Here is a 24962-nt window from a genome sequence, read left to right as displayed (position 1 = left end):
GACTACGTGGCCGAGCGCTCCGGCTGAAGCACCGCCGCCTTACGGGCGGTACGGGTCCTCCGTGCCGCCCGCAGGCTGTCGTACGTGAAGATGACCAGCGCCAGCCACACGATCGAGAAGCCGATCCACCGGCTCGGCGGCATGACCTCCTTCGCGATCACCACCCCGCACACCATCTGCAGGATCGGCGCGATGTACTGCAGCAGCCCGATCGTGCTCAGCGGCACCCTGATCGCCGCCGCCCCGAAGCAGAGCAACGGCAGCGCCGTGATGACCCCGGCGCCCACCAGCAGCGCGATGTGCCCCGGCCCCTGCGTGCCGAACGTCGACCCGCCCGTCACCTGGAGATACGCGAGATAGCCGAGGGCGGGCAGCAGCAGCACCAGCGTCTCGACCGCCAGGCTCTCCGTCGCCGCCACGTTCGCCCGCTTCTTGACCAGCCCGTAGATGCCGAAGCTGAACGCCAGCGTCAGCGCGATCCACGGCAGGCGCCCGTAGTCGAGCGTCAGCACCAGCACCGCCAGCGCCCCGAACCCGACCGCCACCCACTGCAGCACCCGCAGCCGCTCCCGCAGCAGCACCACCCCGAACAGCACGTTGACCAGCGGGTTGATGAAGTAGCCGAGGGCGCTCTCCACGACGTGGCCGGTGTTGACGGCGTAGATGTAGGTGCCCCAGTTGACGGTCACGACGATGGCGGCGACGGTCAGCAGGGCCAGCTTGGCCGGCTGGCGCACGATCGTCTTCACCCACGACCAGTGCCGGCGCACGGCCAGCGCGACGGCGACGACCACCAGCGACCACACCATCCGGTGGGCGAGGATCTCGACGGCCCCGGAGGGCTTCAGCAGGGGCCAGTAGAGGGGGAACAGCCCCCACATGGTGTAGGCGGCGATCCCGTAGAACACGCCACGCCGAAGGTCAGGCATGTCCCCGATTGTCACCCCTTACCACCTTTAAACACAAATTTCGTGCACTAAGCGGAAATGTGTAGACATCCTTAAGTGTTGTGGCGTGTGTAGGCTGGATCACGACCTATGGAGGTAGCGCTATGGGCTGGCTGTTCGGCGGCAACAAGACATCGATGGTCCGACCCGAGGACGCCCTCCCCGGCCGCCCCGACCCCATCCCCGTCCCGGCCCGCCACGCCGTCCTCGACGCCCCCCTCGCGCCTCCCTACCCGGACGGACTGGAGATCGCCGACTTCGGCCTCGGCTGCTTCTGGGGCGCCGAGCGCAAGTTCTGGCAGACCCCCGGCGTCTACACCACCGCCGTCGGCTACCAGGGCGGCTACACGGCCAACCCGACGTACGAGGAGGTCTGCACCGGCCAGACCGGCCACACGGAGGCCGTCCGCGTCGTCTACGACCCCGCGCAGGTCTCGTACGAGGAGCTCCTGAAGCTCTTCTGGGAGTCCCACGACCCCACCCAGGGCATGCGCCAGGGCAACGACGTCGGCACCCAGTACCGCTCAGCCATCTACTACCACTCCCCGGAGCAGCAGAAGGCCGCGGAGACTTCACGCGACGCCTACCAGCGGGTGTTGAAGACGGCCGGCTACGGCGACATCACCACGGAGATAGCGTCGGCCGGCCCGTTCTACTATGCGGAGGAGTATCACCAGCAGTACTTGTTCAAGGTCCCGAACGGGTACTGCGGCATCGGCGGCACCGGAGTGGCCTGCCCGGCCGGTTTGACGTCCGGCGAGGCGTAGACCTGCGGAGATCGCTAGCTCCTGGCCCATCGGGATGGGCTACCGGGCGAGTGCCAGGCTGCGTACGACGAAATGCTGGGGCGGGCGGTCCGGACTCACAGGTCGGACTCTGTGGAGTCCACCGCGGAGTCGCCTATGGCGGCCGGCGCGCGGATGCTGGACGACGCCGACGTGTTGTTCGCCGTCTGGGACGGGCAGCCCGCCCGAGGCTATGGCGGCACTGCTGACGTGGTGGCCGAGGCTCGGCGGCAGGGGGTGTCCGTGCGGGTGATCTGGCCCGAAGGAGCCCGGCGAGGTTAGGAGCCTTTAGGCACTAGATACCTGGTCAGTCGGCTGCTGTGCCTCTATCCGATCCTCCAGACCTGGAGGGTGGTCTCTCTAGGTCTGGAGGGAGCGGCTACCGGCAAGCGGATGCAGGAGGAGGACGGCGCAGAGAGCGGCCGGCCGAGGCGCGGATATTTCAGCTCGGCGCCTCATCGGTCCATTCGGCGACCTCATACGTCTCGTATTCGGATACCTCGCCAGGCGCGTGAAAACGGTCCGGCTGGCTCTCGGTCGTCAGGCGGCGGGGCTTGCCGTCGTCTCCTGGGGGGAGATCGCGGGAGCCGTGCGGCGGCGTCGCCACGAGGTCCCGCATGGCCAGCAAGGTTCCGTTGTCAGGGTCGATGATCCACTGGCGCCGGTAGTTACCGAGCTGCTTGGGTGCGGTGAAGAGGCCGAGGGGAATGGTCGTCTCCACGGGCAGGGAGATCACCACTCCAGGACGGCCCAACGGGTCGGTCGTCCTGCTCTCGGCCTTGACGCCGGGCAGGGTGGCGAGCATCCGGAACGCGGCCGCCCGCACCGCCGGCGGGACGGGCGCCTCGGCCAGCAACGTGCCGGCCACATCACTCAGCGCCCGAACACGCTTTTCACCTTGCAGGGCCCGCATAGGTTGCCGTGTGACTTTCGGAGCGTACGCTTCCCAATTGCCTTTGAGATCCAGCAGCGCGTTCTCCAGCTGCTCGGGTTGGGTCGGCAGCGCAGCCAGCTGTTGCGGTGTCATGCCGAAGAACCGGCGATCGTCCACCCTGCGGCACGACTGCTTCCTTTTCGGAGTCTCCAAGAACAGGGTGCCCGGCCCATCCACGGTCGCGACCTGCACCTTCATGGGAGCTCCCGCCTTCCGCCAGCTCTGCCTGTCGCGGGCGGTCCACGGGCGGGCAGGCAAGTCCTGGACGGCGATGCACGCCTTGCCGTGCTGATCGGTCCAGTCGTCGTACCGCATCCTCGACTCGATCTTGTAGTGGTCCGCCGCGTTCTCGCCGACCGCGTAGATCTTCCCGGCGATCCGGGTGATGTGCCAGTACTTGCCGGTCGACCCTTTATCCACATTGGCGGCGGCCACCAGCAGTGCGTTGCCCGGTGCCTGTGGCTTCCCGTTCTCGCCGAGACGGACCGGCCGGCCTCGATCCGATGTCAGAGAGACGGCGGCCAGGGTCGCCGCGACCAGGGCGGCCGTCGCCATCATGCTCACCATCGGAACCCTGAAGCTGCGGCGGGAGCGTGGCGGAGGATCAGAGCGCCAGTCGGCACGCAGGGCGAGCCGGTCCGGGCCCTCCTCCTGGGCCAGTGCCGTCCGCATCTGCCGCAGTGCGTCGAGTTCATCCATCGTTGTTCTCCCCCGGGAGGGCTTTGCGGAGTTTCGTCCGGGCACGGTGAATCTTGGCCTTGACGGTGCCGAGGGGCAGATTCAGGATCGCCGCGATCTCGGCGTATGACAGCTGGCCCCAGGCCAGCAACAAAATGGCGCTGCGATCCTGGGAGCTCAGCGCGGCGAGGGCCTTCGCCAGGTGAGGGCCCTGCGCCGCGGCGGCCATGCGATCGCTGACCAGCTCGGCGACGCCGTCCTCGGCCGGGTCCACGCCCGTACGGGCGAACGCCCTGAACATACGGGTCTCCTGCCGATGGTGCTTGGCGATCAAGTTGCTGGCGATGCCCCACAGCCACGCGCCGAACTCTGATCGCCCGTCGAACCGCTCCCGCTGCCGGAACGCGGTGGCGAACGCTTCCGCCACGATGTCATCGGCCAGAGTGCGTCCAAGGCGACGCTTGATGTAGGCGTGCAGTCGCGGTGCGTGACGGTGGAACAGCTCGCCGAATGCCTCAGGGTCTTCCGAAGAGGCGGCGACAAGTTCTGCGTCGTCGAGCTTCTCCGTCGGCCGACTCACCACTCTGGCCGTAGCCACGGGGCGGTGTGTCGCTTCGTCATTGGTTCCTCCGGGTTCAAGGTGCTTGATGTACCTCCTCTATCCCGAAGGTCGCTCGCGGGTTGCGTTCCTCTTCGTCGAGCGGCTGGTTGCACAGTTGCCTGAGCGCGCTGTGGCGGGGTGGGGCGGCGCTGGTGAAAGCTCGGGTCACGCCGGGCGAGGGCCCAGCGCAATCCTGCTCATCGGCCTGTTGACCAGGGGAAAGCGGTCTCGGGACGCCGGCCGATCACTTTCGTGCGGACGAGGTACCGTCCAAGGAACTGGTTCCAGGGCCGGTTGGAGGTTTCCATCCGATCGGCAGCCGGTCACCCGGCACGGCCATCGCGGCCTTAGGTTGTGCAGACGAAGCCATCCTGCGTTTCAACCGCGGGAGTCCGTGGTTGACTGGCGTGGTGATCAAGTCGCATCCGGCGGGGGCGACGATGGGAAACCGCTGGCCTGTCCTGGTTCTCGTCGTCCTGGTCGTCGCCTTCTCCGCAGGGTGTGGGTTCTTGGGAGTGGCCGCCGGTGGCGGGTTGTGTCAGGAACGGGCGGATCATGAGAACGCCCTGGTCCGGGAGGCGTTGAGCCCCGTTCTCGCCCAGGCGGGGCTGGGTGGGGCCATGGGGGATTGGAATGACTGTGATTCCTCCACGTACGGGTCCTATGTGTATGTCTCCCTTGATGGTGTGCAGCCGGAGAACGTCGTAGACGCCTTCGTGCAGGCGGGGTGGAGCAGTCGGCCGGCCGCCGAGCGGAGCCGGGGTTGCGCTGCCGGGTGTGACGCGTACGACCTGAGGAAGAAGGTCGGGGAGCGGGTCGTCGACGTGTCGGTTGAGGGGGACGAGGGCGTGGAGATCGTGGCGTCGGCGGCTGACGGCTGCTGGGATGCCCGCGGCTATCGGTGCGTCGGCGGGTTCAGCGCCGGCTGAGGTTCCCAGGGGCGGCGAGTTTTCGGGGGATGCAACATTCCCGGGGGTCCGGAGCGTCTCAGTCGGGATGAACGAGAGGACCCCCACTCGTGGATGACGCACCGGATTTCGCGGACTTCGTGGCCAACCGGGGTGATGCGTTGTTCCGCTACGCCTACATGCTCACCGGCAACCCGCACGACGCCGCCGACCTGGTTCAGGATGCGGTGATCCGGTTGCGGGACTCGTGGCCGCGGGTGCGGCGCAAGCACAGTCCAGAGAGTTACGTGAAGACGACGATCACCCGGTTGCACATTTCCGTGTGGCGGCGGCGCAGGCGGGAGCAGCTGGCTTGGGAGGTGCCTGAGCCGCCGCAGGCGGTGGCGGAGTCGCCGCTGGATCTGTGGGATGAGCTGGGCAAGCTGCCCAAGCGTCAGCGTGCGGTGCTTGTCCTGCGGTACTACGAGGACCGGCCGGATGCGGAGATCGCCGAGATGCTCGGCATCTCGCCTGGGACGGTGCGGAGTCAGGCGTCCCGGGCCTTGGAGAAGCTGCGCGACACCGTCAGCCAGGACCGTCACCCAGGGAGGAGCCGGCGATGAACGACGTTGAAGAGGCGCTGCGCCGTACGTTCGCCCGCGCGGAGGCGCGGATCCCGGCCGTGCCGCCGGAGCTGCTGCGCGAGGTGGCCCAGCCGCCGGCCCGGCGTCGCGGGTGGCGCGGGTGGCGTGGACCTCGTGGGTGGCATGGCTGGCATGGGTGGCGCGGGCGTCGTGGGTTGGTGCAGGTGGTCGCGGTGGCCGCCGGTCTCGTGCTGGTGATCTGGGGGTCGGCGGTGGTGACGCGGTGGGTCTCCGGACCTCCGCCCGCCGGTACGCCTCAGCCTGCGCATACACCTCAGCCTGCCGACACGCCCCAGCCCGCCGGCACCTCGCAGCCCGCCGACACGCCGCCGGCCACCGCCACCACGCGGCCGACGCGGCGCGAGCCCGCCACCCGGCGGGTCGTGGAGGAGATCGCGCCGCCGCTGGAGCAGGTGCTGCCGTCGGTGGTCGCGGAGGTGCCGCGGAAGGCCGGGAACGGGGAGGCGTTCACGCCGAAGACGTTCATCGACGAGCGCACCCTGCTGGGATACGTGTCGAAGAAGGGCTACGATCCCGCGCCCGAATGGTGGGTCTACCACCTGGAGTCGCGGACCTTCCAGCGCCTGGCCACCCTCGACTATCCGGTGGCGCCGGTGGAGTCGCCGGCGGTGGGTGAGGGGGTGATCGTCTGGTTCAAGTACGCGAAGCGGACCATCGACATCATGGCGGTCCCCGTGACGGGCGGCCCTCCGCGCAGGGTGGTCTCGTTCGAGGCCGAGCGGGATGTGGACAAGGTGAACGGCGACACCGTGTACGGCGTGGACGTGGCCGTCGGGGACGGCAAGGTCTTCTGGTCGTCCACCAAGTCGGGCGGCGTGCACCAGGTTCCGCTGTCCGGTGGCGAGCCTTCGGCCGTCCCGGGTACGGAGGGGCTGCGGCTCTTCCGCTGGCCGTGGGCGGGGCGGTCCGCCGACACCCCGATGGGGGGCATGACGGAGCTGCTCGACCTGAGCACCGGCGAGCGGCTCGACGATCCCGCGCAGGCGCTGTGCGACGTGACCTGGTGCCTTGTCAGCGGCGACCGGGCGATGCTCCGCGATGGCGGCCAGGTCGTGGACCTGCCGGGCAACAGCCCGCGCTCGCTCGTGGCCGACCGCTTCGTGACCATCGGCCAGACCGACGAGCGGGGGCGGAAGGCCCAGGTGATCTTCGATCTGGCCACGGCGAAGGCCGGCAGGCTGTGGATGCAGGACGACCACAAGGCCTCCCCGACGCTCTACACGGACTCGGAGATGCTGTATTTCAAGCGCGGCGACAAGTGGTTCGTCATCCATGACCGCTGACCGTGGGAAGGTTGCGAGCACGGGGACGATCTTCGTAGGGTGGGGCACCCCCCTGCGAAGATCGGAGCCTCGATGTCCGAGCCCCAGCCGACGCCCGCCGACCAGTGGTCCACCTGGGAGACGAACCCGGAGATTCCCGGCTACTGGCCGGGGCTGGGCCTGGAGCAGGCGGGCGGATTCGAGATCCACCGCGCCGGCGTGCGGTCCGTCGCGGGCGGGCTGGTGAAGCTGGCGGTCCACGCCGGCGACTTCGCCTTCAGCGACGCCACGCACTACGACCTGGCGGCCCTGCACTGGGACCTGCCCCGCGAGCTGCACGCGATCCTCACGGACGCGGATCGCGCGGTGGCGTCGTTCTGGAGCGACCTGTACGCCGAGACGGGCATGGCGGGCCTGCTGATCGAGCGGGCCGCGGCCAACTACCGGCTCGCGGACCAGCCCCTGCTGGGCGACCTGCCGCTCGACCGGCTGCACGAGCGGGTCGAGGAGCTGCACCCGGACGGCCGGGGCGTGCGCGGGCCGAGCGAGCTCTACCCGAACGGCAGGGTGTCCCTGAGGTTGTCGAGGGCGGGAGGTTACGGCGTCGGCGACATGACCGCGGACCAGGCGAAGCTGGACATCGAGGCTCTGGTGCGGCACGGCGGCGTCCGGGATCCGCACGACTACGAGCGGATGGCCGAGGCGCTGGTCGAGCTGGCGAACAAGCTGCAGTTGCGCGCGCAGGACCTGCGGGACGCCCCGTGGCACGGCGCGGCGGCCGACAACGCGCAGACGGCGTTGCGGCAGATCTACGGCAACGCGACGGCCCTGGCCGCCGTCACGGGGGCGCTGGCGGGCGCGAGCAGGAGGTTCGCGGAGATCGTGGACTGGTGCCGCAGGAACTTCGAGGCCATGGCGGACCCGGATCGCGGCGGGTGGGAGGAGTTCTGGGACCTGGGAGGTACGGCCGACAGCCGGGCGCGCAGCTTCCTCGCGCAGGCGAACGACGAGTTCATGGCCGTCTACGACCTGGTGCCGGAGCAGATCCAGGAGAGCCTGCCGGGCCTGCTCGTCACCGACGAGAGCCACACCGAGCTGAAGTGGCGCCTCCAGGACGTCCAGGAGCGCATCCTGGACTCGGGGGTGGGCAGCATGGACGACCCCTACGTGCGGGACCTGGATCTCAGGGTGGCCGCTTACGAGCGGGCGGAGGAGGCGTACGGGTAGGGAGCCCCGGCGAGCTGCTGGAGCGACCGGTGGGCCGCCGATCCCGGCTCGGCCGTGAAGATGACGACCTGCTGCTCCTGCTCCGGCACGGTGAGGATGTCGAAGTCCAGCTCGATCGGCCCGGCCTGTGGATGGTGCACGGTCTGGCGCAGGTGCCGGTCGATGCGGAACTCGTGGGAGTTCCACATCCGGGCGAACTCGGCGCTGCCGGCCACCAGCTCGTCCACCAGCTCGCGCAGCTCGCGGTCGTCGGGGTAGCGGGTGACGGCCATGCGCAGGTAGCTGACGGCCGTGACGACGAACCGCTCCGGTTCGAGCACGCCGTAGCGCGGCCGGTCGGGGTGGTCGGGGTTGAGGAAGTAGCGGCGGATGACGTTGCGCTCCTGGCCGTCGAGGGCGGAGAAGTCTTCGAACAGGGCCGCCGCCAGCGGGTTCCAGGCGAGGACGCGGCAGGTCGGGTCCACGACGATGGCGGGGGCGTCGGTCAGGCGGCCGAGCAGGGTCAGCAGGCTCGGCTCGACCTCGCGGACGGGGCCGGCGGCCGGGCTCTCCTCGCGTTCCCCGGCGAGCTGGAACAGCCGCGCCCGCTCCTGGTCGGACAGGCGCAGCGCGCGGGAGATGCCGTCGAGGACGCGCCGTGACGGGTGCCGCCCGCGCGCCTGCTCCAGCCGGGTGTAGTGGTCGACCGAGATGTACGCGAGCTGGGCGACCTCCTCGCGGCGCAGACCGGGGGTACGCCGGCGGCGCCCTTGCGGCAGGCCCACGTCGGAGGGGCTGACGCGCTCGCGCCTGCTCCGCAGGAACTCCCCGAGGGCGTGCTTGTCCATGGAAATGACTCTATGTCCGCGGGTGAGGTGTTACCCAAGGACTCATGGTCCCTGGTTGCCCCGGCGGGCGGGCGGAAGCCTGAAGCCACCCCACGAAGGAGGAACCATGCGGATCTTCATCACCGGCGCGAGCGGCTATGTCGGCGGCGTCGTCACCGAGCACCTGGTCAAGGCCGGCCACGAGGTCAGGGCGCTGGCCCGCTCCGAGAGCGCGCGGGAGCGCGTGGCGGGGCTGGGGGCCGTGGCCGTGGCCGGCGGCCTCCAGGATCACGAGGCCCTGCGTATGGCGGCTGGGGATGCCGACGCGGTCGTACATGCCGCCGTCGACTACTTCCACCCCGAGATGGGGGAGATCGAGCGGGGCGCGGTGGCCGCGATGCTGGCCGGCATGCACGACGGGAGCACGTTCGTCTACACCAGCACCGGCCTGGTCTACCCGGACACCAAGGGGGAGACCGTGGACGAGGGGTATCCGGTCGATCCGGCCACGTCGTCGCAGCCGTACAAGGTGCTGGGCGAGCGGCAGGTGCTGGCGGCCGGGCACGTGGCGGGCGCGGTGATCAGGGCGTCCCTGGTGCACGGGAGGGGCGGGTCGGGGCTGCTGCGGGGGCTCATCGGCGCAGGCCGGCAGAGCGGCACGGTGCCCTACGTCGGGGAAGGTGCCGCCGAGTGGTCGTCGGTGCACGTGGATGATCTCGCCGCGCTCTACACGGCGATCCTGGACCGCCCGGACCCCGGGATCGTCGTCAACGCGGCCGGGGTCGAGCGTACGCCCCTCCGCCGGATCGCGGAGGCGGTGGCGGAGCTGACCGGCGCGCGGGCGATCTCGCTCACGGTGGAGCAGGCGGTGGCGGCCATGGGGGAGCAGGCCGTCGCGCTGACCCGGTCGGCGCCGATGGACGCGTCGCGGGCCAGGCGGCTGCTCGGCTGGGCGCCGGCCGGCCCCACCCTGCTGGAGGACCTGACGGCCGGCTCTTATCGTTGACGGAGCTCGGCGGAGTCGAGGGCTTCGCGGATGACGGTGGTGCCGGCCGGTACGCCCGGCGACTCCCAGAAGTTCGGGTTGCCTCCCGCGTACGGGTTCCCGTACACCGGCGTGCCGGGCTGGAAGCGCCACGAGTCCGCGAGCGGGCCCGCGTCCACGGCGTCGTACCCGATCGCGTCGAGGAACGCGGTCACCGCCTCCTTGGCGGCGGCGTCGTCGCCCGCGATGGGCAGGGCGGTGCGGTCGGCGCCCGCCGGGCGGGCCAGCGCCCGCAGGTGCTCGGAGTAGATGTTGTTGAACACCTTGACGACCTTCGACGTCGGGAGGTGCTGTTGCAGCAGCTCGCTCGACGTGGTGGACCCGTCGGCGAGCTGAGGGATGTCCCCGTCGCGCTGCGGGTAGTAGTTGCCGGTGTCGAGGACGGTCTTGCCGGCCAGCGGTTCCACCGGGACGTCGGGGTAGGCCCGCAGCGGGATACTGACGACGACGAGGTCGCCGGCCGCCGCCGCCTGTGCCGGGGTCGCCGCGCGGGCCTTGGGCCCGAGCTCGTCGACCAGCTCCTTGAGCGTCTCGGGGCCCCTGGAGTTGCTGAGCACGACGTCGTAGCCGGCCTGCACGGAGAGCCGGGCGACGGTGCCGCCGATGTTGCCGCTGCCGATGAAGGCGATTGTCGTCATGACGGCCCCAACCCCGGCGAGGAGTGGGGAATTCCCTCCGCGGACGACGGCAGGCGGGTGGTGGTCTCGGCGAGGTGCCGCAGCCGGGCCTCCGACTCCGAGCCGGCCTCGGCCGCGAACATGTCCATGCCCTGCAGCTCGGGGTCGCCGGGCAGGGCGACGAGCTCGGCCGACAGCCGCAGCTCGCCGACGAGGGGATGGTCGAGCACGTAGTCGCGGTGCGTGGCGGCGGCGACGTGGTGCTCCTCCCACAGGTCGCGGAACTCGGCGCTCTCCTGGCGCAGCGCGTTGACGTGCGCGGTGACCTGCGGGTTCGCCGGGTAGCGGGCGGCTAGGATGCGGAGCTGGGCCACGTGCTCCCTGGCCAGGCGGGGCCAGCGCGGGCCGTGCAGCCGTCGGATGCCCTCGTCGGTGAAGATGAGGTGGGCGATGGTCCGGCGCTCGTCGGGGATCGCGGCGAAGTCGGCGAAGACGGCGGCGGCGAGCCGGTTCCAGGCCACGACGTCGGCGTGCCGGCCCAGCACGAAGGCCGGCGTGAGGACGAGCGAGTCGAGCAGCCGCTGCAGCCCCGGCCGGACCGGCGTGCGGGGCAAGTCGCGGCAGCGGTGCGCCGGGTGGGCCAGCGCGTGCAGGTACGACCGCTCGTCGCCGGTGAGCCGCAGCACGTCGGCGATGGCGTCCAGCACCTCGGCGGAGACGTGCCGGCTGTGGCCCTGCTCCAGGCGGGTGTAGTGGGTGACGCTCACGCCGGCGAGCAGCGCCAGCTCCTCCCGGCGCAGCCCGCGCACCCGGCGGGTCCCGTTGCTGCGGTACGGGACGCCGACGTCCTCGGGCCGCAGCCGGGCCCGGCGGGACTTGAGGAACCTGCTCAGCTCGACGCTTCGATCCACATCAGCCCAGCCTAGGCAAAGTTTGGCTACCCAGAGCACGGGGCTGGCTGGGGTCGCGGGCCGTCAGCAGGCTGTCCGGCATGAGATCGGTCATCCCTCTTGTGCTGCTGGGTCTCGGCAGCATGATCACTGCCTTGGACTTCACCATCGTCTACGTCGCGCTGCCGGAGATCGGCCGCGCGCTCGGCTTCTCCTCACACGACCTGCAGTGGGTGGTCAGCGCGTACGCCGTGCCGTTCGGCGGTTTCCTGCTGCTCGGCGGCCGGCTGTCGGACCTGCTGGGCCGCCGCCGCATGTTCGTGCTCGGCATGCTTTTGTACGGCGCCGCCTCGCTGCTCGGCGGGCTCGCCGGCACGCCCGGGCTCCTGGTCGGCGCGCGGGCGGTGCAGGGGCTCGGCGGCGCGGTGCTGATGCCGGCGACGCTGTCGCTGGTGGTCACCATGTTCGAGGAGGGGCGGGCCCGCAACCGGGCGATGACGGTGTGGGCGGTGTGCGGCGCCAGCGGGATGAGCGTCGGGGCGCTGCTCGGCGGCGTGCTGACCGGCGCGTTCGGCTGGCCGGCCGTCTTCTTCGCGAACGTGCCGCTGGCCGCGCTGGCCGTCGCGGCGGCGTTCGGCGTGCTGGCGCCCGACGGGGCCAGGCGGGCGGGCGGCTTCGACCTGCCGGGGGCGCTGACTGGCACGGCGGGCGTGACCGGGCTGGTGTTCGCCATCTCGCGCGGCGCCGAGTGGGGGTGGGGCTCCGCCGGCGTGCTGGTGCCGCTGCTGGCGGCGGTGGCGCTGCTCGTCGCGTTCGTCCGGATCGAGGCGCGCAGCCGCAGCCCGCTGCTGCCGCTGCGGCTGCTGGCCAACCGGCACACCAGCGCCGCCGCCGCGGCCATCCTGGTCTACGGCATGACGCTGCAGTGCGTCCCGTACTTCCTCACCCTGCACTTCCAGGACGTGCTCGGCTACGACGCCATGCAGTCCGGCCTGGCCTTCCTCGGGCCGACGCTCGGGATCACGGCCGGGAACCTGCTCGGCGAGCGGCTCATCCCGCGCCTCGGGCTGCGCGGCACGCTGCTGCTCAGCGTGCTCGTGGGAGTGGCCGGCACGGGCCTGCTGGCGCTCAGCCTGTCGGCGGACGGTACGTACCTCGGCCTGCTCGCCGGGGCCGTCGGCTTCGGGGTCGGCGCCGGCCTGTCGTTCACCACCATGTTCATCCTCGCCGCGACCGGGGTGGCCGGGCACGAGCAGGGGGCCGTGTCCGGGCTGTCGTCCACGGTGCTGCAGGCGGGCAGCGGCGTGGGGCTGGCCGTGCTGGTGGCCGTGGCCGATCCCGGCGCCGGCGGGGCGGCGGCCACGGTGGCGGGGCTGCGCGGGGCGTTCCTGACCGCCGCGGGGATCGCACTGCTGGGGTTGCTGGCAGGGGCCGCGATCCCGCGCCGCACGCCTGCCGCACTTACCGGACGATCCGGTACGTCAGGTGGGTGACCAGGCGGCTGCCCGTGGGGGCGGCGACGGGTTCGAGGGTGATGTCGCCGACGTCGTGCAGCAGCCGCTCGCCCCTGCCGATGATCACCGGCGCGACGTGCAGGCGCAGCTCGTCGATGAGGCCCGCCGCCAGGTACTGGTTCACGGTCGCGGCGCCGCCCGCGATGGCCACGTTCCGGTCGCCGGCCGCCTCGCGGGCCCGCTCCAGCGCCGCCTCGATCCCGCCGGTGACGAAGTGGAACGTGGTGCCGCCCCGCATCGGCAGCGGCTCGCGCTCGTGGTGGGTGAGCACGAAGACCGGCGCGTGGTACGGCGGCTCCTCGCCCCACCAGCCGGTCCAGCCCAGGTCCCAGGCGCCCCGGCCGGGGCTGAACATGTTGCGCCCCATGATGAACGCCCCCGCCGCCGTGATGCCCTCGATGACCTCGGCGTGCTCCTCGGCCTCGTCGAACATCCACTGGTGCAGCCGGTCGCCCACGCCCTCGCCGAACGGCTGCTCCAGGCTCTGGTGCGGGCCCGCCACGTAGCCGTCGAGGGACATCGCCATGTCACAAACGACCCTGCTGGTCCCACTGCTCATCTCACTGCCTCCTGAGGCTCCGGTGTTGCTTCACCCTCAGGTCGGAGCCGCCCGCCCGGCTTCTACACGCCGGGCGGAACTTTTTTCCGCGTCACCGGTGATCCACAAGATTTCCGGACAATCCGCAGATAGTTCAGTAAGGTCGCGCGCTATGGCGATCACGTACCCTACGGCCGATCCCGGCGCGTTCCTGGCGGCGTTGCAGGCCACGGACTGGTCGGCGTTCGAGCCGGCCCGCGACCTCCCGCCCCTGCGTGCCGCGCTCGCCGAGCTGGAGCGCACCCACGGGATCACCGAGGCGCACCGGCTCGCGACCGAGCGGATCAAGGGGCTCGGCGCCGTGCTGCGGCACCCCGACGGGCACCCCGCCGAGATCAACGGGTACGGGCTGAGCCCGTGCGGGCGCTACCTCGCCATCGGGAGCTGGTGCGGCGACGACTACGAGCAGGGCGGGATGCTGCAGGTCTGGGAGCTGGCCGGCGCCCGGTGCGTCAACGTGCTCGACGGGATCACCGGCGGCGTCGGCTGGCCCGGGTACAGGCGCACGATCCAGTGGTCGGCCGACGGGCGGCGGGTCGCGCTGGCGTACAACACCAACGGTGTGGGGGCGTGGGACCCGTTCGGGGAGGAGCCGGAGCCGCTGGGCGAGGCTTACGTGACGGACGGCAACTCGCGCCCGCCCGGCTTCGCGGTCGCGCCCGACGGCACCCGCGCCTTCATCGTGACGGGCACCGAGCAGGAGGTGCAGGGGTGCGTCGCGCCGCTGACCGAGGGCGAGGTCTACTGGACCTACGACGACGAGGACGAGGGCGGCCTTGGGGTGGCGCCGCTGTCCGAGCCGCTGCCCGACGCGGTCAGGACCCTGCTGGGCGACGACGAGCTGTTCCTGCGCGACGTCTTCTGGTCCCGCGACGGGCGGCGGCTGCACGGGTGCGCGGACGGCTGGGTCTGCGCGCTCGACGCGGACTCCGGCCGGGTCCTGTGGTTCGCCGAGGCGGGCACCGGCGCCGACGCCCCCTCCTGGAGCAGGGACGAGCGGTACTTCGCACACCAGCTCCACGGGCAGCTGCTGATCGGCGACGCCTTGACCGGGTGGACGGTGGCGAAGCTGCCGGGGCATCCGGGCGCGTCGGAGCTGTGCTGGGGCTCGTACGGGCCCGTCGCCCGGCTGGCGGTCGTCGTGCCGGACGGCAACGAGGCGAACGCCCGCCCCCACGTCACCATCCACGACCAGGGCCGGCACCGCTACGACGTGGACGTGGCGCTGCGGTGGGTCGACCCCGACTACGACGGCGCCGCGTGGGCGTGGTCGCCGGACGGGCTGCACGCGGCGGCGCTGACCGCCCACGGGCAGGTCGAGGTCTGGAGCCTCGGGGACGTGCCGTCCCGGGTGGGCGCCGTCGAGGCGCCGGCGGGCGCGGCCGGCGTCGTGTGGGGCGCCGACGGCGTGATCGCCCTGGTCGGGCCCACCTGCCTGCGCTTCTTCCAGGCCGCCGACGGCCGGATCACGGGCGACTTCGCGTTCCTGCGCACCCCGCCGGAGCCGCGCCCGCTGGAGCTCGACGGCGAGGACGTCGGTGAGGAGGTACGCGTCGGCGAGGAGGCGAGCGCCGACCCCACGTTCGCGCTCGACGACGAGACGTGGGCCGTGGCCTTCGAGCAGGGCCAGGTCATCGCCCCGCCCGAGCGGGCGCACGCCCTCGACGGCGCCCTCGCCTGGACGGTGCAGCGCCGCTTCGGCTGGCCGGTCCGCTGGGGCCCGCTCGACGTCGCCCCGGACGCCGCCACCGCCGCCGAGCGGTTCGGCCCGCCGCTGCGCGCGTACCTGGAGCCGTTCCGCGGCCACACCCCGCCCGCCGACGAGGACTGGCCGCCCCCGAACACCGTCACGCTGGAGGACCTCTTCCAACTCGCCCTCGCCTCGGTCCGGCCGCTCGCGAGCGGCTGGGACTATCACCTGAGCCGCAACCTGCGGCACGCGGCCCGGCTCAAGGCCCGCCTGGGCGACCCCGCCGGCGCGCGGGCCCTGCTCGACGAGATCCCCACCCCGGCCGACCGGGTACGGGGAGGGGCCGACGTGGCGACGATCCTGGCCGCCGCCGGGCGCCGCGACGAGGCCCGCACGTTCTTCGACGGTGACGAGTCCCGGGCCGAGGCGGCGCTCGACGAGTACAACGTGGCGTTCGTGGCCGCGTCCGTGGCCGGCGCGTACGCGGCCATGGGGGACCCGCGCGCCGACGCCTGGTTCGAGCGCGCCCGCGCCGCCATCGAGCCCGAGACGAACCCCGGCGAGCACCGCCTGGCGGTGGCGTGGGCGCTCATCGAGTGCGGGCGGGAGAGCGAGGGCCGCGCCCTGCTGCTGGACGGCGGCACGCCCACCGTCTTCTCCAGCGTGCCGCTGCTGGCCTACCTGATCCTCACCCACCGCGACCACCTGGCCCGCGAGATCATCACGCTGCGCGACCCGGCGGCGGAGGAGTGGCAGGCGCAGGGCTGGTTCGACGGATGGGAGGCGGTGGAGGTGCTCGCCCGCCTGGGCCGCCCGGACCTGCTGCGCGAGTGGGCGCACGTCTACGGCGACGGGTACGCGTACGAGGACCAGCTCGCCCAGGCCGAGGCGAACGCCAGGCGCGACCCGGCCCGCCCGCGTCCCAGCGAGGGGGAGCTGGCCGCGCTGATCGACGCCTACGCGACGCTGCGGAAGACACCCAGGTCGCAGCGCGAGCACCCGACGCAGCTGCTGGCCGTGCAGGCGGCCGAGTGCGGCCATCTCGGGGCCGCGCTGGACCTCATCAGGCGCTTGCCGGCCGACGACCTCAACGGGCAGGCCGGCCACGCCTTCCGCGCCATCTGGATCACCGTCACCGGCCTCGACGTCGAGCCGTGGTGAGCCGGTCCTTCAGCGATCCGGGCGACTCCTTCAGCGATCCGGGCGAGCCCTTCACTGGTCGCGGCGGCGCGGCCCGAGGCTGCGGGTGAGCCTGGCCCGCACGGTCCTGCGCAGCACGGGCCCCAGCTCGTCCAGGACGGCGACGAGCGCGGCCAGCTCCTCCAGCGCGTCGAGGGCCTGGGCCGCGCCGTCGGCGTCCACGCCCTCGTACAGCTCCAGCCCCACGAACGCGGCCGAGACCGCCTTGGCCAGCCCGCTCACGTCCACGAACTCCGCCAGCGGCGAGGCCGCCAGCACCCGCCCCAGCGCCTGCTCCACCTCGGCCGTCCACAGGTCGAGGCCCTTCACGACGGCGGCGGCCAGCTTCTCGTCGCTCTGGCCGCCCGCCAGGAGCTGGGCCAGCGCCGCGACGCTGCCCGCCGTACGCTCCTCCGCGTGCAGCTCGCGGCCGAGGTCGAGCAGCTCGCGCAGCGAGGTGACGGCGGCGAAGCGGTCGCGGTAGAGGGGGATGCGCTGCTGCGAGCCGTGCTCGCAGGCGGCGGCGAGGAGCTGGTCGACGCTGCCGAAGTGGTAGAAGACGAGGGCCTGGTTGACGCCCGCGGCCGCGGCGATCGTCCGCGCGGAGGCGCCGGCCATGCCCTGCTTCTTGAGCGTCTCCAGCGCCGCGTCGAGCAGCTTCGTCCGTGTGTCGGCCACCGGGCTCCCTTGCGAGGTTCAGAGGTACGGGGTTCAGAGGTACGGGGTCAGAGGCGGGCCACCTCCCGCCTGGGCCTCACGCTAGCGGGAACGCCGTGGCTGGCGACGTCCACGTACGAGACGGTGAAGCTGCCCCAGTAGCCGAAGATCCGGCCGAGCAGCGGGTTCGAGACGGTGACGGCGATCCTGAAGCGGCCGGCCCGGTCGTCGTACTGCTCGGTGACCAGGGCGGTGCCGGTGGCGGCGGCCGGGACGCGGACGGCGAGCGGGCCCTCCAGGAGGCGGAGCGGGCCTGAGCGGATGGCCAGGCCGCCCCGGTCGTCGACCGAGAGGGTGAGCGGGGTGGCGAGGTGCTGGTGGGTGCCCAGGTAGTCCACGACGCGGGCGCCGGCCGGGTCGTAGATCATGGTCGCGTCGAAGCGGCTGCGGGGGAAGGTGCGCACGAACGTGACGGTCTCGCGGCCGTAGGAGTCGGCGTACGGGTAGTTCTCGATGCGGAACGGCACGTCGCGGCCGGTGTCGGTGACCAGGATGTTCCTGAGGCTGCCCAGCGACAGGAACGGGCGGACGGCGGGGCCGGCGTTCCAGACCCGGTCCATGACGCCCTGGCCTACGCACGCCTCGCCGCTGTCGAGCCCGACGCCGAAGCGGCGCTGGAGCTGCGGGTGGAGGCGGTCGAAGTCGGGGCCGAGCGCGCGCTGGAAGATCGAGGGCATGGTCGCTCCTTGAGAGCTCTGTCGGGGTGGCGCAGGCACCGGCGGGCCGCCGGGGTGCCTGGCAGGGGCGGCAGGGCGACGGCGAGCGCCGCCACGGCCGCGGCGGGCAGCGGCCCGAGCGTCCAGGCGGCGAGCGCGACGGCGGCCGTCCGGCCGGCCGCTTCCGCCAGGGCCTGGAGGAGGGTGCGGGCGGGGGACCTGCCGGTCTCCAGCCACAGGCGCAGCCGGTCGAACGACCAGGCCGTGGCCCACCACATGAGCCGGGGCGGCAGCACGTGGGGGCGGTAGCCGTAGGAGGTGAGGAAGCGGATGCCGGCCGCCGTCGGGACGTAGCGCCAGTAGCCGGAGCCCGCGCGGATGGGGGAGAGCGGGTGGGTGGAGCCGAAGCGGAGCGCCGAGGTGCGGGTGCCGTCGGCGGCGTGCCGGTTCCCGGTGCTGACGCCGGTGCCGCTGATGCCGAGCGTCGCGTAGCGGAACGCCCCGGGGTCCTCCGGAAGAGGGTGGATGTGGCCGAAGCGCAGGTCCCAGCGGGTGTGCAGGGCCGGGTCCTGGGTGGCCTGCCACAGCGCCTCCATGTCGGCCCTGATCAGGATCTCGATGTACAGCCGCATGACCCCTCACGATGTCCGATTTGAGCGGTCGCTCAAGTCGAATATAAGGCGATTTGAGCGATCGCTCAAGAGGCGGGAAGTGTCGGTCGCGTCTGGTACACAGGCGGGCATGGGTGTCACCGTCGATGAGTTCCTGAAGCTGCTGGACGAGCTGCCCGACGTGCGGATGAGCCACGGCGGCGAGTGGATCGGCCTCAAGGTGCACGACAAGGGGTTCGGCTACCTCTGGGAGGCCACCGAGACCGTCGGGCTGAAGGCGACGATCGAGGAGCAGATCGCACTGGTCAGCGAGCGGCCCGAGGTGTTCGAGGTGCAGTTCACCGCCGGGCGGTTCGGCTGGGTGGTGGTGCACCTCGACCGCATCGACGCGGAGGAGCTGTTCGAGCTGATGGCCGAGGCGTGGTGCCTGACGGCGCCCAAGCAGCTCGTGGCCGACTTCGAGGCGACCCACCCGATCGGGAAGAAGGTGCAATCCGGGTAATCTCCGCAATGTGACCCCTCCTAACGTCCGGCTGCGCGAGTGGCAGGAGGCCGACGCGCCCGTTGTGCTGCGTGCCTTCCAGGCCCCCGACCTGCGGCCGCAGGCGCCCTGGCCCGTCGTCACGCTCAAGGACGCCTCCGGCTGGATCGCCTCCTGGGCCGGGGCCGGTCACGCCTTCGCCGTGCTCCACGACGAGCGGGTCGTCGGCAACGTCGCCGTGACCAAGGTCGACGGCCACGGCAACGGCTCGGTGTCCTACTGGGTGGTGCCCGAGGCCAGGGGGCGGGGCGTCGCGGTGGCGGCCACCCGGCTGGTGGCGCGATGGGCGTTCGACGAGCGCGGCCTCTACCGGCTGGAGCTCGGGCACCGCGCCGACAACCCGGCCTCGTGCCGGGTCGCCACCAAGGCCGGATTCCTGCCGGAGGGCATCGAGCGGGGCAAGCTCTGCTACGCGGGCGTCCGCTACGACGTGGAGCGCCACGCCCGCCTCGCCACCGACTGAGCATTCGGGCCCGCACCGCCTCCCGCCCGCCAGGCTGGGGCCGCTTCCCGCCTGCCGGCTGGGGCCGCTTCTCGCCCTCCGGCCTGCACCGTTCCAAACTCGGCGCCGTTACTGGAGATATGTCTGTTACGCCCGCCGGGTGCGCCCCGATATATCCACGTCGGCGCCGAAGGCGGGGGTGGGGATGGACGCGACGGCGAGCACGACCGCGAACGCTCCGGCGGGCACCAGGGCCCGCTCCCGCTTGGACGGCCTCGACGGCATCCGGGGCCTGGCCGCGCTCTTCGTGGTCCTGCACCACTGCCGGCTGCTGTCCTTCCCCGGCTTCCCCGCCGACACGGGGCCCTGGTGGGCGAGCTGGCTGCTGTACGGGCACTTCGCCGTCGTCCTGTTCATCGCGTTGTCGGGCTTCTCGCTGGCCGTCTCCCCGGCCCGGTCCGGGTGGCGGCTCGGCGGGGTGCGCCGCTTCGCGCAGCGCCGCGCCTGGCGCATCCTGCCGCCGTACTGGGCCGCGCTGGCCTTCAGCCTCCTGGTCGCGTGGCTGGCGGTCCCGCAGCCGGGCGAGGCGGTGCCCACCGGCAAGAGCGTCGTCGTCTTCGGGCTGCTGCTGCAGGACGTCTTCGGCTCGCCCAGCCCCAACGGCGCCCTGTGGTCCATCGCTATTGAGGCGCAGCTCTACCTCGTCTTCCCGCTCCTGCTGCTGATGGTCCGCCGGCTGGGCGCGTGGGTGATGGTGGCCCTGGTCGCCGTCGTGGTCGTGGCCGTGGGGGTGCTGGCTCCGCTCGTCCCGGCGGTGGGCCTGCTCATGCGTCTGACCCCGCAGTTCGCCGTGCTGTTCGCGGCGGGCGTGCTCGCGGCGGGCGTGGTGCGGGCCCGGGTGCGCGCGCCGCTGCACTGGCTGGCGGCGCTGGCGGGCGCGCCGGTGCTCGTGCTGATCGCCGTGCGGGGCTCGACGTGGACGGTGTTCAACCTCTTCTGGGTGGACCTGGCGCTGGCCCCGGCCGCCGCGCTGCTGCTCGCGGCCGTCGCCCAGGGCCGGCCGCGCCCGCTGGTGCGGCTGCTGGACACCCGGCCGGTGCGCACGCTCGGCTCCTTCTCCTACAGCCTCTACCTGGTGCACGCGCCCATCGTGGTCGCGCTCGCCCACTTCGTCGTCTCTCCGCACGTGGCGCCGGGCGTGGGGCGGCTCCTGGTGCTGCTGGCGGTCGCGGTGCCCGCGTCGGTCCTGTTCGCGCGGGGGTTCGCGGCGGTGTTCGAGCTGCCGTTCCAGCGGCACCGCAGCGGCCCGGCGTTGCGTGCGGCGCTGCGGGAGTGGTGGGCGCGGCGCGGACAGTCGCGGTACGGGCGGCTCGGCCGCCGCGCCCCAAGCTCGCCGGAGCCCGTCGAGGAGCCGCCGGCGGCCACGAGCTGATCGGGCCAGGGGAGGAACCGCCCGCGGTCACGGGCTGATCAGGGGAGCCGGTCGCCTGGCGTCCTTCGCGCGGGCTGAACTACGCTTTGACGGGTGAACAGCGAGAGTCTGGCCGCGGCCGGGCTGTTGGAAGCTCTGAGCCGGGCGTCGGAGATTCTCGCCGACTTACGTCATCCGTTCGTGCGCAGCGAGCGGTTCTCCTACTTCTTCCCGCCGGCGGGCGCCCGCGTCGGCACCACGATCGTGCTGCCCGACGGCCGCGAGATCACGTTCGAGGTCTCCATCGCCGCGTCCGGCAGGGCCTTCCACGTGGAGGGCGGGATCCAGTCGGAGGAGGAGACGCTGCTGGAGCTGCCGCGCAAGAGCGTGCCGGACATCGAGGAGGGGCTGGCCGCGTTCGACGACTACGCGGGGGAGGTGGCGGCGCCGGCGGAGCGGCTGATCGGGCAAATGCTCGAAGAATTGTCTGACAACTAGACGAACACTGTCTGGTTGTCTGACAATGTAGCCATGAGGAATGGACCGCTCGCCGTCGTGGGCGCCGGCGTGCTCTGGGGCACCGCGGGCACGGCCGGGCTGCTGGTCTCCGCCGACTCCGTGGCGCTGGCCGCGGCCCGGCTGGTGATCGGCGGCGCCGCGCTGGCCCTGCTGGCCGGCGCCGAGCTGAAGAGCGCCGTCAAGCCGGGGGTGCTGCTGGGCGCGGTGGCGGTGGCCGCGTACCAGCTCTGCTTCTTCGCCGCCGTCAGCCGCACGGGGGTGGCCATCGGCACGGTGGTCGCGATCGGCAGCGGGCCGGTGTTCACGGGGCTGCTGTCCTGGCTGCTGCACGGGCGCCGGCCGACGAAGCGGTGGAGCACCGCCACCGCCGCGGCCATCTGCGGGTGCGCGGCGCTGATCGTGGGCGGCGGGGCCGAGGCGGGCGCGCAGGTGGTGCCTGGCATCGCGCTCGCGCTGCTGGGCGGCCTGCTGTACGCCTTCTACGCCGTCATGGCGGCGCAGGCGATCGGCCGGGGCGGCGGGTCGAACGCGGTGATGGGCATGATGTTCGGCGGCGCCGCGCTGATCATGACGCCGGTTCTGGCGCTCAGCGGCATCGGCTGGCTGGCCGAGCCGCGCGCGTTGCTCGCCGTGCTCTACCTCGGGCTCGGCACCACGGCCCTGTCCTACTTCCTGTACGGCCGGGGCCTGCGCACCACGCCCGTGGCCACGGCCGCCACACTCTCGCTGGCCGAGCCAGCCGTCGCCGCGCTGCTCGGCGTGGTGGTGCTGGGCGAGCGGCTGGCCCCGGTCTCGATCGCCGGGCTCGTGCTGCTGGGGCTGAGCCTGGTGGCGGTGGCCGTACCGGAAAGAAAGCCGGAAAGAAGGCCCGAAAGGGAGCACGGGGCAGAAAGGGGGCACGGGCCGGAAAGGGAGCTAGAGTCGCAGCCGTGACGTTGCCGCTCAGACCCGTCTCCACCGTCGGCGCGCTCGCCGACGCCCTGCGCAGCAGGGTGTTGTCCGGCGAGATCCCGCCCGGCACCGCGTTGCCCGAGCAGGAGATCGCCGCGTCCTACGGCGTCGCCAGGCCGACCGTGCGGGAGGCGCTGGCGAGCCTCGTCCACGAGGGGCTGCTCAGGCGTGAGCGCAACCGCAGCGCCTATGTCCCGGAAGTAACGCTTTCGGACCTCGAAGACCTCATGTACGTCCGCCGCCCGCTGGAGGACCTGATGGCGCGGGCCGTGACGGGCCGCACGGTGCCGGAGGCGGAGGCGGCGCTGCACCGCATGGCCGCGCTGCCGGCCGGCGCGCCCTGGTCGGAGACCGTGGCCGAGCACATGGCGCTGCACCAGGCGCTCATCGAGGCGGTCGGCAGCCCCCGGCTGGAGCGGCTCTACGGCGTGCTGGCCGCCGAGACGCGGCTGGGCCTGGTGCGGCTGCGCGAGGTCTACAAGGACAGGGACGTGCTGGTGGCCGAGCACCGCGAGCTGCTGGACGCGCTCGCGAACGGCCCGGAGGAGGCCGTACGCGCGGCGGTCGCCGCACATCTGAGCCATTCGTGGGGCGGCGACGGCGCGCCGCATGGGGGCCTTTGAGCCACTCGTGGAGCAGTGGCGGCGAGGTCCATCGGCACCTTTGAGTGCGAACCCTTGCGGGACCGGCCCGTAACTCGCAAGAATCGCGGCCATGCACGGCAATCCGATGCCGGACTCCTACGTGTATGTCACGGAAGAGGGCGTCACGCGTCACTATGCGGACGGTAGCGTCGAGGCCCTCGCGTGGGAGGACGTGGTGGAGGTCCGTGTCGTCACGGAAACCGGGGAAGACGTTCTCTACATCCTGCTCGACCGTGACGGCGAGGGCTGCGTCGTGCCGCGCTCGGCCACGGACGCCACGTTTCTCGCCCGCCTGCGTTATCTGCCGGATTTCGACCTCGATCGGCTGACTCTGGCCGCCGATTCCGCCCACGACGGCGTCGTCGTGGTCTGGCGCAGCCCTGACCCTCCGTCGGCGCTTCCTGACCTGGAGTACGACTAGCGCTTCACGCTGCGGCAACCTGGCGAAATGCGGTAGTTAATTGCGTATTTCGCTCGTCAACTACTGCCACTCGTGGACCGTTCCGTCAAGCCCCCAGGCAGTTTATCAATCGTCCGATTGTGGACATTTGCCGGTATTCCTCATGCCGGAATCGATCTTTACTCTTTAGTGGGGGCCGCCGCCCTTGTTGTGCGTGGGACTTGTCAACCCATGTGGCTCAAGGAACGTCCTGTTATCGCGGTGCACAGAGTTGTCAGGGTGGTGTGCTCATGAGGGTGGGGACTGGGGAGTCCGCTGTCGTGCTCCTCGAGGCCGTACCGCGCCGCGCGTCGAGCATCTGGACGCGCGCGTACTTACGGCTGTTGCTGTACGGGGACACGGTGTGCGCGCTGCTCGCGTGCGTGTGCGTGCTGGGCATCCGGCTGATCACCGGCGCGTACATCCCGCCGGCCGAGTTCCTGCTGGGATTCGGCCTCGTCATCGCCTGGCCCATCGCCTTATGGATGGGCGGCGCGTACCGCCAGCGCGCCAACGGCGAGGGGTCGGAGGAGTTCAAGGCCGTCTTCAACGGCGGCATCGGGCTGATGGCGGCCGTCGCCATCCTGGCCTACGCCACGCAGACGGCCATCGCGCGCAGCTTCGTCATGGCGATGCTGCCGCTGGCCCTGCTGGCCACGCTCTACTACCGCTATCGCATGCGCAAGCGGCTGCACCAGCGCAGGGCCGTGGGCGACTACATGCGCCAGGTGATCGCGGTCGGGCACCGGGAGTCGATCCTCGACCTGGTGATGCAGTTCAGGCGCCAGCCGTACCACGGGATGCGGGTGGTGGGAGCCTGCGTGCCCGACAGTGCCATGGACATGGACCTCGACGGCGTCCCGGTGCTGGGCTCGTTCGGGGACGTGGCGCGTGTCGTCGAGCGGGAGCGGGCCGACGCGGTGGCCGTGCTGGCCTGCCCGGAGCTGGACGGCGCGGCGCTGCGCCGGCTGGCCTGGAGCCTGGAGACCGCGCGCACCGACCTGTTCGTGGCGCCCGCCCTGCTCGACGTGGCCGGGCCCAGGATCAGCATCAGGCCGGTCGCGGGCATGCCGCTCCTGCACGTGGAGCACCCCGAGTTCGACGGCATGCGGCAGTTCGTGAAGACCGTGTTCGACCGCCTGGCGGCGGGGCTCGCGCTGCTGGTGCTGGCGCTGCCGCTGCTGGCGATCGCGCTGCTCATCCGGCTGACCAGCCCCGGTCCGGCCTTCTTCTACCAGACAAGAGTCGGCAAGGACGGCAGAGACTTCCGTCTGGTGAAATTCAGGACCATGGTGGTCGATGCGGAGCGGCTCAAGCGCACCCTGCTCGACTCGAACGAGTTCGACGGAGTGCTCTTCAAGATTAGGAACGATCCAAGGATCACCAGGGTAGGCGCTTTCCTGCGGAAATACTCCCTCGACGAGCTGCCTCAGCTGCTCAATGTCCTGCGCGGCGAGATGTCCCTCGTCGGCCCCCGCCCGCCGCTGCCGGAGGAGGTCGCCGAGTACGGCACCGACGTGCGCCGCCGCCTGGTCGTCAAGCCGGGCATGACCGGGCTCTGGCAGGTCAGCGGGCGCTCCGACCTCTCGTGGGAGGAGTCCGTACGCCTCGACCTGCGGTACGTGGAGAACTGGTCGCTCATCCTCGACCTGCAGATCCTGTGGAAGACCTGGTCCGTCGTCACCCGTGGAGAAGGGGCTTACTAG

General features: G+C 71.8%; 27 protein-coding genes. 17 read left to right on the top strand and 10 right to left on the bottom strand.

Annotation, left to right across the window (positions count from 1 at the left end; genetic code table 11):
- Positions 1 to 2: 2 nt before the first annotated feature.
- Positions 3 to 929 carry an EamA family transporter RarD gene (gene rarD, locus HCN51_RS38120; protein WP_168016728.1) on the bottom strand — a complete coding sequence of 309 codons (927 nt, stop codon included), beginning with the start codon at positions 927 to 929 and terminating at the stop codon, positions 3 to 5.
- 122 nt (positions 930 to 1051) lie between these two features.
- Between rarD and msrA the strand changes: the two genes are divergently transcribed.
- Positions 1052 to 1714, top strand: coding sequence for a peptide-methionine (S)-S-oxide reductase MsrA (gene msrA / locus HCN51_RS38115; RefSeq protein ID WP_168016726.1), 663 nt, complete (start codon positions 1052 to 1054; stop codon positions 1712 to 1714).
- Positions 1715 to 1825: 111 nt separating this feature from the next.
- The gene (locus tag HCN51_RS38110) at positions 1826 to 2014 is read left to right on the top strand and encodes a hypothetical protein (RefSeq protein WP_168016724.1); all 189 of its coding nucleotides are present in this window, start codon (positions 1826 to 1828) and stop codon (positions 2012 to 2014) included.
- Positions 2015 to 2174: 160 nt separating this feature from the next.
- Here HCN51_RS38110 and HCN51_RS38105 read toward each other — a convergent pair whose 3' ends face one another.
- Both HCN51_RS38105 and HCN51_RS38100 read right to left on the bottom strand, forming a co-directional pair.
- The gene (locus HCN51_RS38105) at positions 2175 to 3365 is read right to left on the bottom strand and encodes a CU044_5270 family protein (protein WP_168016722.1); all 1191 of its coding nucleotides are present in this window, start codon (positions 3363 to 3365) and stop codon (positions 2175 to 2177) included.
- The gene (locus HCN51_RS38100) at positions 3358 to 3924 is read right to left on the bottom strand and encodes a sigma-70 family RNA polymerase sigma factor (RefSeq protein WP_168016720.1); all 567 of its coding nucleotides are present in this window, start codon (positions 3922 to 3924) and stop codon (positions 3358 to 3360) included. The genes HCN51_RS38105 and HCN51_RS38100 overlap by 8 nt, the downstream gene beginning before the upstream one ends.
- A gap of 428 nt (positions 3925 to 4352) precedes the next feature.
- Here HCN51_RS38100 and HCN51_RS38095 point away from each other — a divergent pair, with 428 nt between their 5' ends.
- The 4 genes from HCN51_RS38095 (at position 4353) to HCN51_RS38080 (ending at position 7986) form a co-directional block, all read left to right on the top strand.
- On the top strand, positions 4353 to 4874 hold the full coding sequence (locus HCN51_RS38095) for a hypothetical protein (RefSeq protein ID WP_168016718.1): 522 nt from the start codon (positions 4353 to 4355) through the stop codon (positions 4872 to 4874).
- 89 nt (positions 4875 to 4963) lie between these two features.
- The gene (locus HCN51_RS38090; protein ID WP_168016716.1) at positions 4964 to 5455 is read left to right on the top strand and encodes a SigE family RNA polymerase sigma factor; all 492 of its coding nucleotides are present in this window, start codon (positions 4964 to 4966) and stop codon (positions 5453 to 5455) included.
- Entirely contained in the window at positions 5452 to 6780 is a 1329-nt protein-coding gene (locus HCN51_RS38085) for a hypothetical protein (protein ID WP_168016714.1), read from the top strand. The genes HCN51_RS38090 and HCN51_RS38085 overlap by 4 nt, the downstream gene beginning before the upstream one ends.
- 72 nt (positions 6781 to 6852) lie before the next feature.
- Complete coding sequence (locus tag HCN51_RS38080; protein WP_168016712.1) at positions 6853 to 7986, top strand: hypothetical protein; 1134 nt, start codon at positions 6853 to 6855, stop codon at positions 7984 to 7986.
- Here the strand turns inward: HCN51_RS38080 and HCN51_RS38075 are convergent.
- Positions 7956 to 8813 carry a helix-turn-helix transcriptional regulator gene (locus HCN51_RS38075; RefSeq protein WP_168016710.1) on the bottom strand — a complete coding sequence of 286 codons (858 nt, stop codon included), beginning with the start codon at positions 8811 to 8813 and terminating at the stop codon, positions 7956 to 7958. The two genes, HCN51_RS38080 and HCN51_RS38075, sit on opposite strands and share 31 nt — an antisense overlap.
- Positions 8814 to 8919: 106 nt before the next feature.
- Here HCN51_RS38075 and HCN51_RS38070 point away from each other — a divergent pair, with 106 nt between their 5' ends.
- On the top strand, positions 8920 to 9798 hold the full coding sequence (locus HCN51_RS38070) for an NAD-dependent epimerase/dehydratase family protein (RefSeq protein ID WP_168016708.1): 879 nt from the start codon (positions 8920 to 8922) through the stop codon (positions 9796 to 9798).
- On the opposite strand, the gene HCN51_RS38065 is transcribed toward HCN51_RS38070, so the two are convergent.
- Both HCN51_RS38065 and HCN51_RS38060 read right to left on the bottom strand, forming a co-directional pair.
- On the bottom strand, positions 9789 to 10475 hold the full coding sequence (locus tag HCN51_RS38065) for an NADPH-dependent F420 reductase (protein ID WP_168016706.1): 687 nt from the start codon (positions 10473 to 10475) through the stop codon (positions 9789 to 9791). The two genes, HCN51_RS38070 and HCN51_RS38065, sit on opposite strands and share 10 nt — an antisense overlap.
- Positions 10472 to 11365 carry an MmyB family transcriptional regulator gene (locus HCN51_RS38060; protein WP_168016704.1) on the bottom strand — a complete coding sequence of 298 codons (894 nt, stop codon included), beginning with the start codon at positions 11363 to 11365 and terminating at the stop codon, positions 10472 to 10474. The genes HCN51_RS38065 and HCN51_RS38060 overlap by 4 nt, the downstream gene beginning before the upstream one ends.
- Before the next feature lie 80 nt (positions 11366 to 11445).
- On the opposite strand from HCN51_RS38060, the gene HCN51_RS38055 reads away from it, so the two are divergent.
- The gene (locus tag HCN51_RS38055; protein WP_168016702.1) at positions 11446 to 12837 is read left to right on the top strand and encodes an MFS transporter; all 1392 of its coding nucleotides are present in this window, start codon (positions 11446 to 11448) and stop codon (positions 12835 to 12837) included.
- On the opposite strand, the gene HCN51_RS38050 is transcribed toward HCN51_RS38055, so the two are convergent.
- On the bottom strand, positions 12806 to 13417 hold the full coding sequence (locus tag HCN51_RS38050; RefSeq protein WP_168016700.1) for a dihydrofolate reductase family protein: 612 nt from the start codon (positions 13415 to 13417) through the stop codon (positions 12806 to 12808). The genes HCN51_RS38055 and HCN51_RS38050 overlap by 32 nt on opposite strands.
- 151 nt (positions 13418 to 13568) lie before the next feature.
- Between HCN51_RS38050 and HCN51_RS38045 the strand changes: the two genes are divergently transcribed.
- Positions 13569 to 16307: a WD40 repeat domain-containing protein gene (locus tag HCN51_RS38045; protein WP_168016698.1), complete on the top strand. Its 2739-nt coding sequence runs from the start codon at positions 13569 to 13571 to the stop codon at positions 16305 to 16307.
- Positions 16308 to 16358: 51 nt separating this feature from the next.
- Here HCN51_RS38045 and HCN51_RS38040 read toward each other — a convergent pair whose 3' ends face one another.
- Genes HCN51_RS38040 through HCN51_RS38030 form a run of 3 tightly spaced genes read right to left on the bottom strand, consistent with a single transcriptional unit; the run spans position 16359 to position 18330 of the window.
- Positions 16359 to 17003 (bottom strand): TetR family transcriptional regulator, encoded by a 645-nt coding sequence (locus HCN51_RS38040; RefSeq protein ID WP_168016696.1) that lies wholly within the window; start codon positions 17001 to 17003, stop codon positions 16359 to 16361.
- Between the two features lie 47 nt (positions 17004 to 17050).
- A complete protein-coding gene (locus HCN51_RS38035; RefSeq protein ID WP_168016694.1) occupies positions 17051 to 17719 on the bottom strand; it encodes a DUF4166 domain-containing protein in 669 nt (222 codons plus the stop codon).
- Entirely contained in the window at positions 17614 to 18330 is a 717-nt protein-coding gene (locus HCN51_RS38030) for a hypothetical protein (RefSeq protein ID WP_168016692.1), read from the bottom strand. Before HCN51_RS38030 ends, HCN51_RS38035 begins: the two co-directional genes overlap by 106 nt.
- Before the next feature lie 166 nt (positions 18331 to 18496).
- Here HCN51_RS38030 and HCN51_RS38025 point away from each other — a divergent pair, with 166 nt between their 5' ends.
- From HCN51_RS38025 to HCN51_RS37990, 8 genes are all read left to right on the top strand, one after another.
- A complete protein-coding gene (locus HCN51_RS38025) occupies positions 18497 to 18811 on the top strand; it encodes an MmcQ/YjbR family DNA-binding protein (protein WP_418115096.1) in 315 nt (104 codons plus the stop codon).
- Between the two features lie 10 nt (positions 18812 to 18821).
- Positions 18822 to 19313, top strand: a complete 492-nt coding sequence (locus HCN51_RS38020) for a GNAT family N-acetyltransferase (RefSeq protein ID WP_168016690.1) — start codon at positions 18822 to 18824, stop codon at positions 19311 to 19313.
- 184 nt (positions 19314 to 19497) lie between these two features.
- Complete coding sequence (locus tag HCN51_RS38015) at positions 19498 to 20724, top strand: acyltransferase family protein (RefSeq protein WP_168016688.1); 1227 nt, start codon at positions 19498 to 19500, stop codon at positions 20722 to 20724.
- A 93-nt stretch (positions 20725 to 20817) separates the two neighbouring features.
- Positions 20818 to 21201, top strand: a complete 384-nt coding sequence (locus tag HCN51_RS38010; protein WP_168016686.1) for a hypothetical protein — start codon at positions 20818 to 20820, stop codon at positions 21199 to 21201.
- Positions 21202 to 21234: 33 nt separating this feature from the next.
- Positions 21235 to 22155, top strand: coding sequence for a DMT family transporter (locus HCN51_RS38005; protein ID WP_168016684.1), 921 nt, complete (start codon positions 21235 to 21237; stop codon positions 22153 to 22155).
- Positions 22152 to 22796 (top strand): GntR family transcriptional regulator, encoded by a 645-nt coding sequence (locus HCN51_RS38000; protein ID WP_168016682.1) that lies wholly within the window; start codon positions 22152 to 22154, stop codon positions 22794 to 22796. Before HCN51_RS38005 ends, HCN51_RS38000 begins: the two co-directional genes overlap by 4 nt.
- Positions 22797 to 22887: 91 nt before the next feature.
- Positions 22888 to 23238: a hypothetical protein gene (locus HCN51_RS37995; RefSeq protein WP_080043608.1), complete on the top strand. Its 351-nt coding sequence runs from the start codon at positions 22888 to 22890 to the stop codon at positions 23236 to 23238.
- A gap of 269 nt (positions 23239 to 23507) precedes the next feature.
- Positions 23508 to 24962 carry a sugar transferase gene (locus HCN51_RS37990; RefSeq protein WP_168016680.1) on the top strand — a complete coding sequence of 485 codons (1455 nt, stop codon included), beginning with the start codon at positions 23508 to 23510 and terminating at the stop codon, positions 24960 to 24962.

Source organism: Nonomuraea composti, assembly GCF_012034275.1.
GTDB classification, from domain to species: domain Bacteria; phylum Actinomycetota; class Actinomycetes; order Streptosporangiales; family Streptosporangiaceae; genus Nonomuraea; species Nonomuraea composti.
Note: the sequence above shows the minus strand (reverse complement) of the source record. Positions and strands in the feature narration are given on the sequence as shown.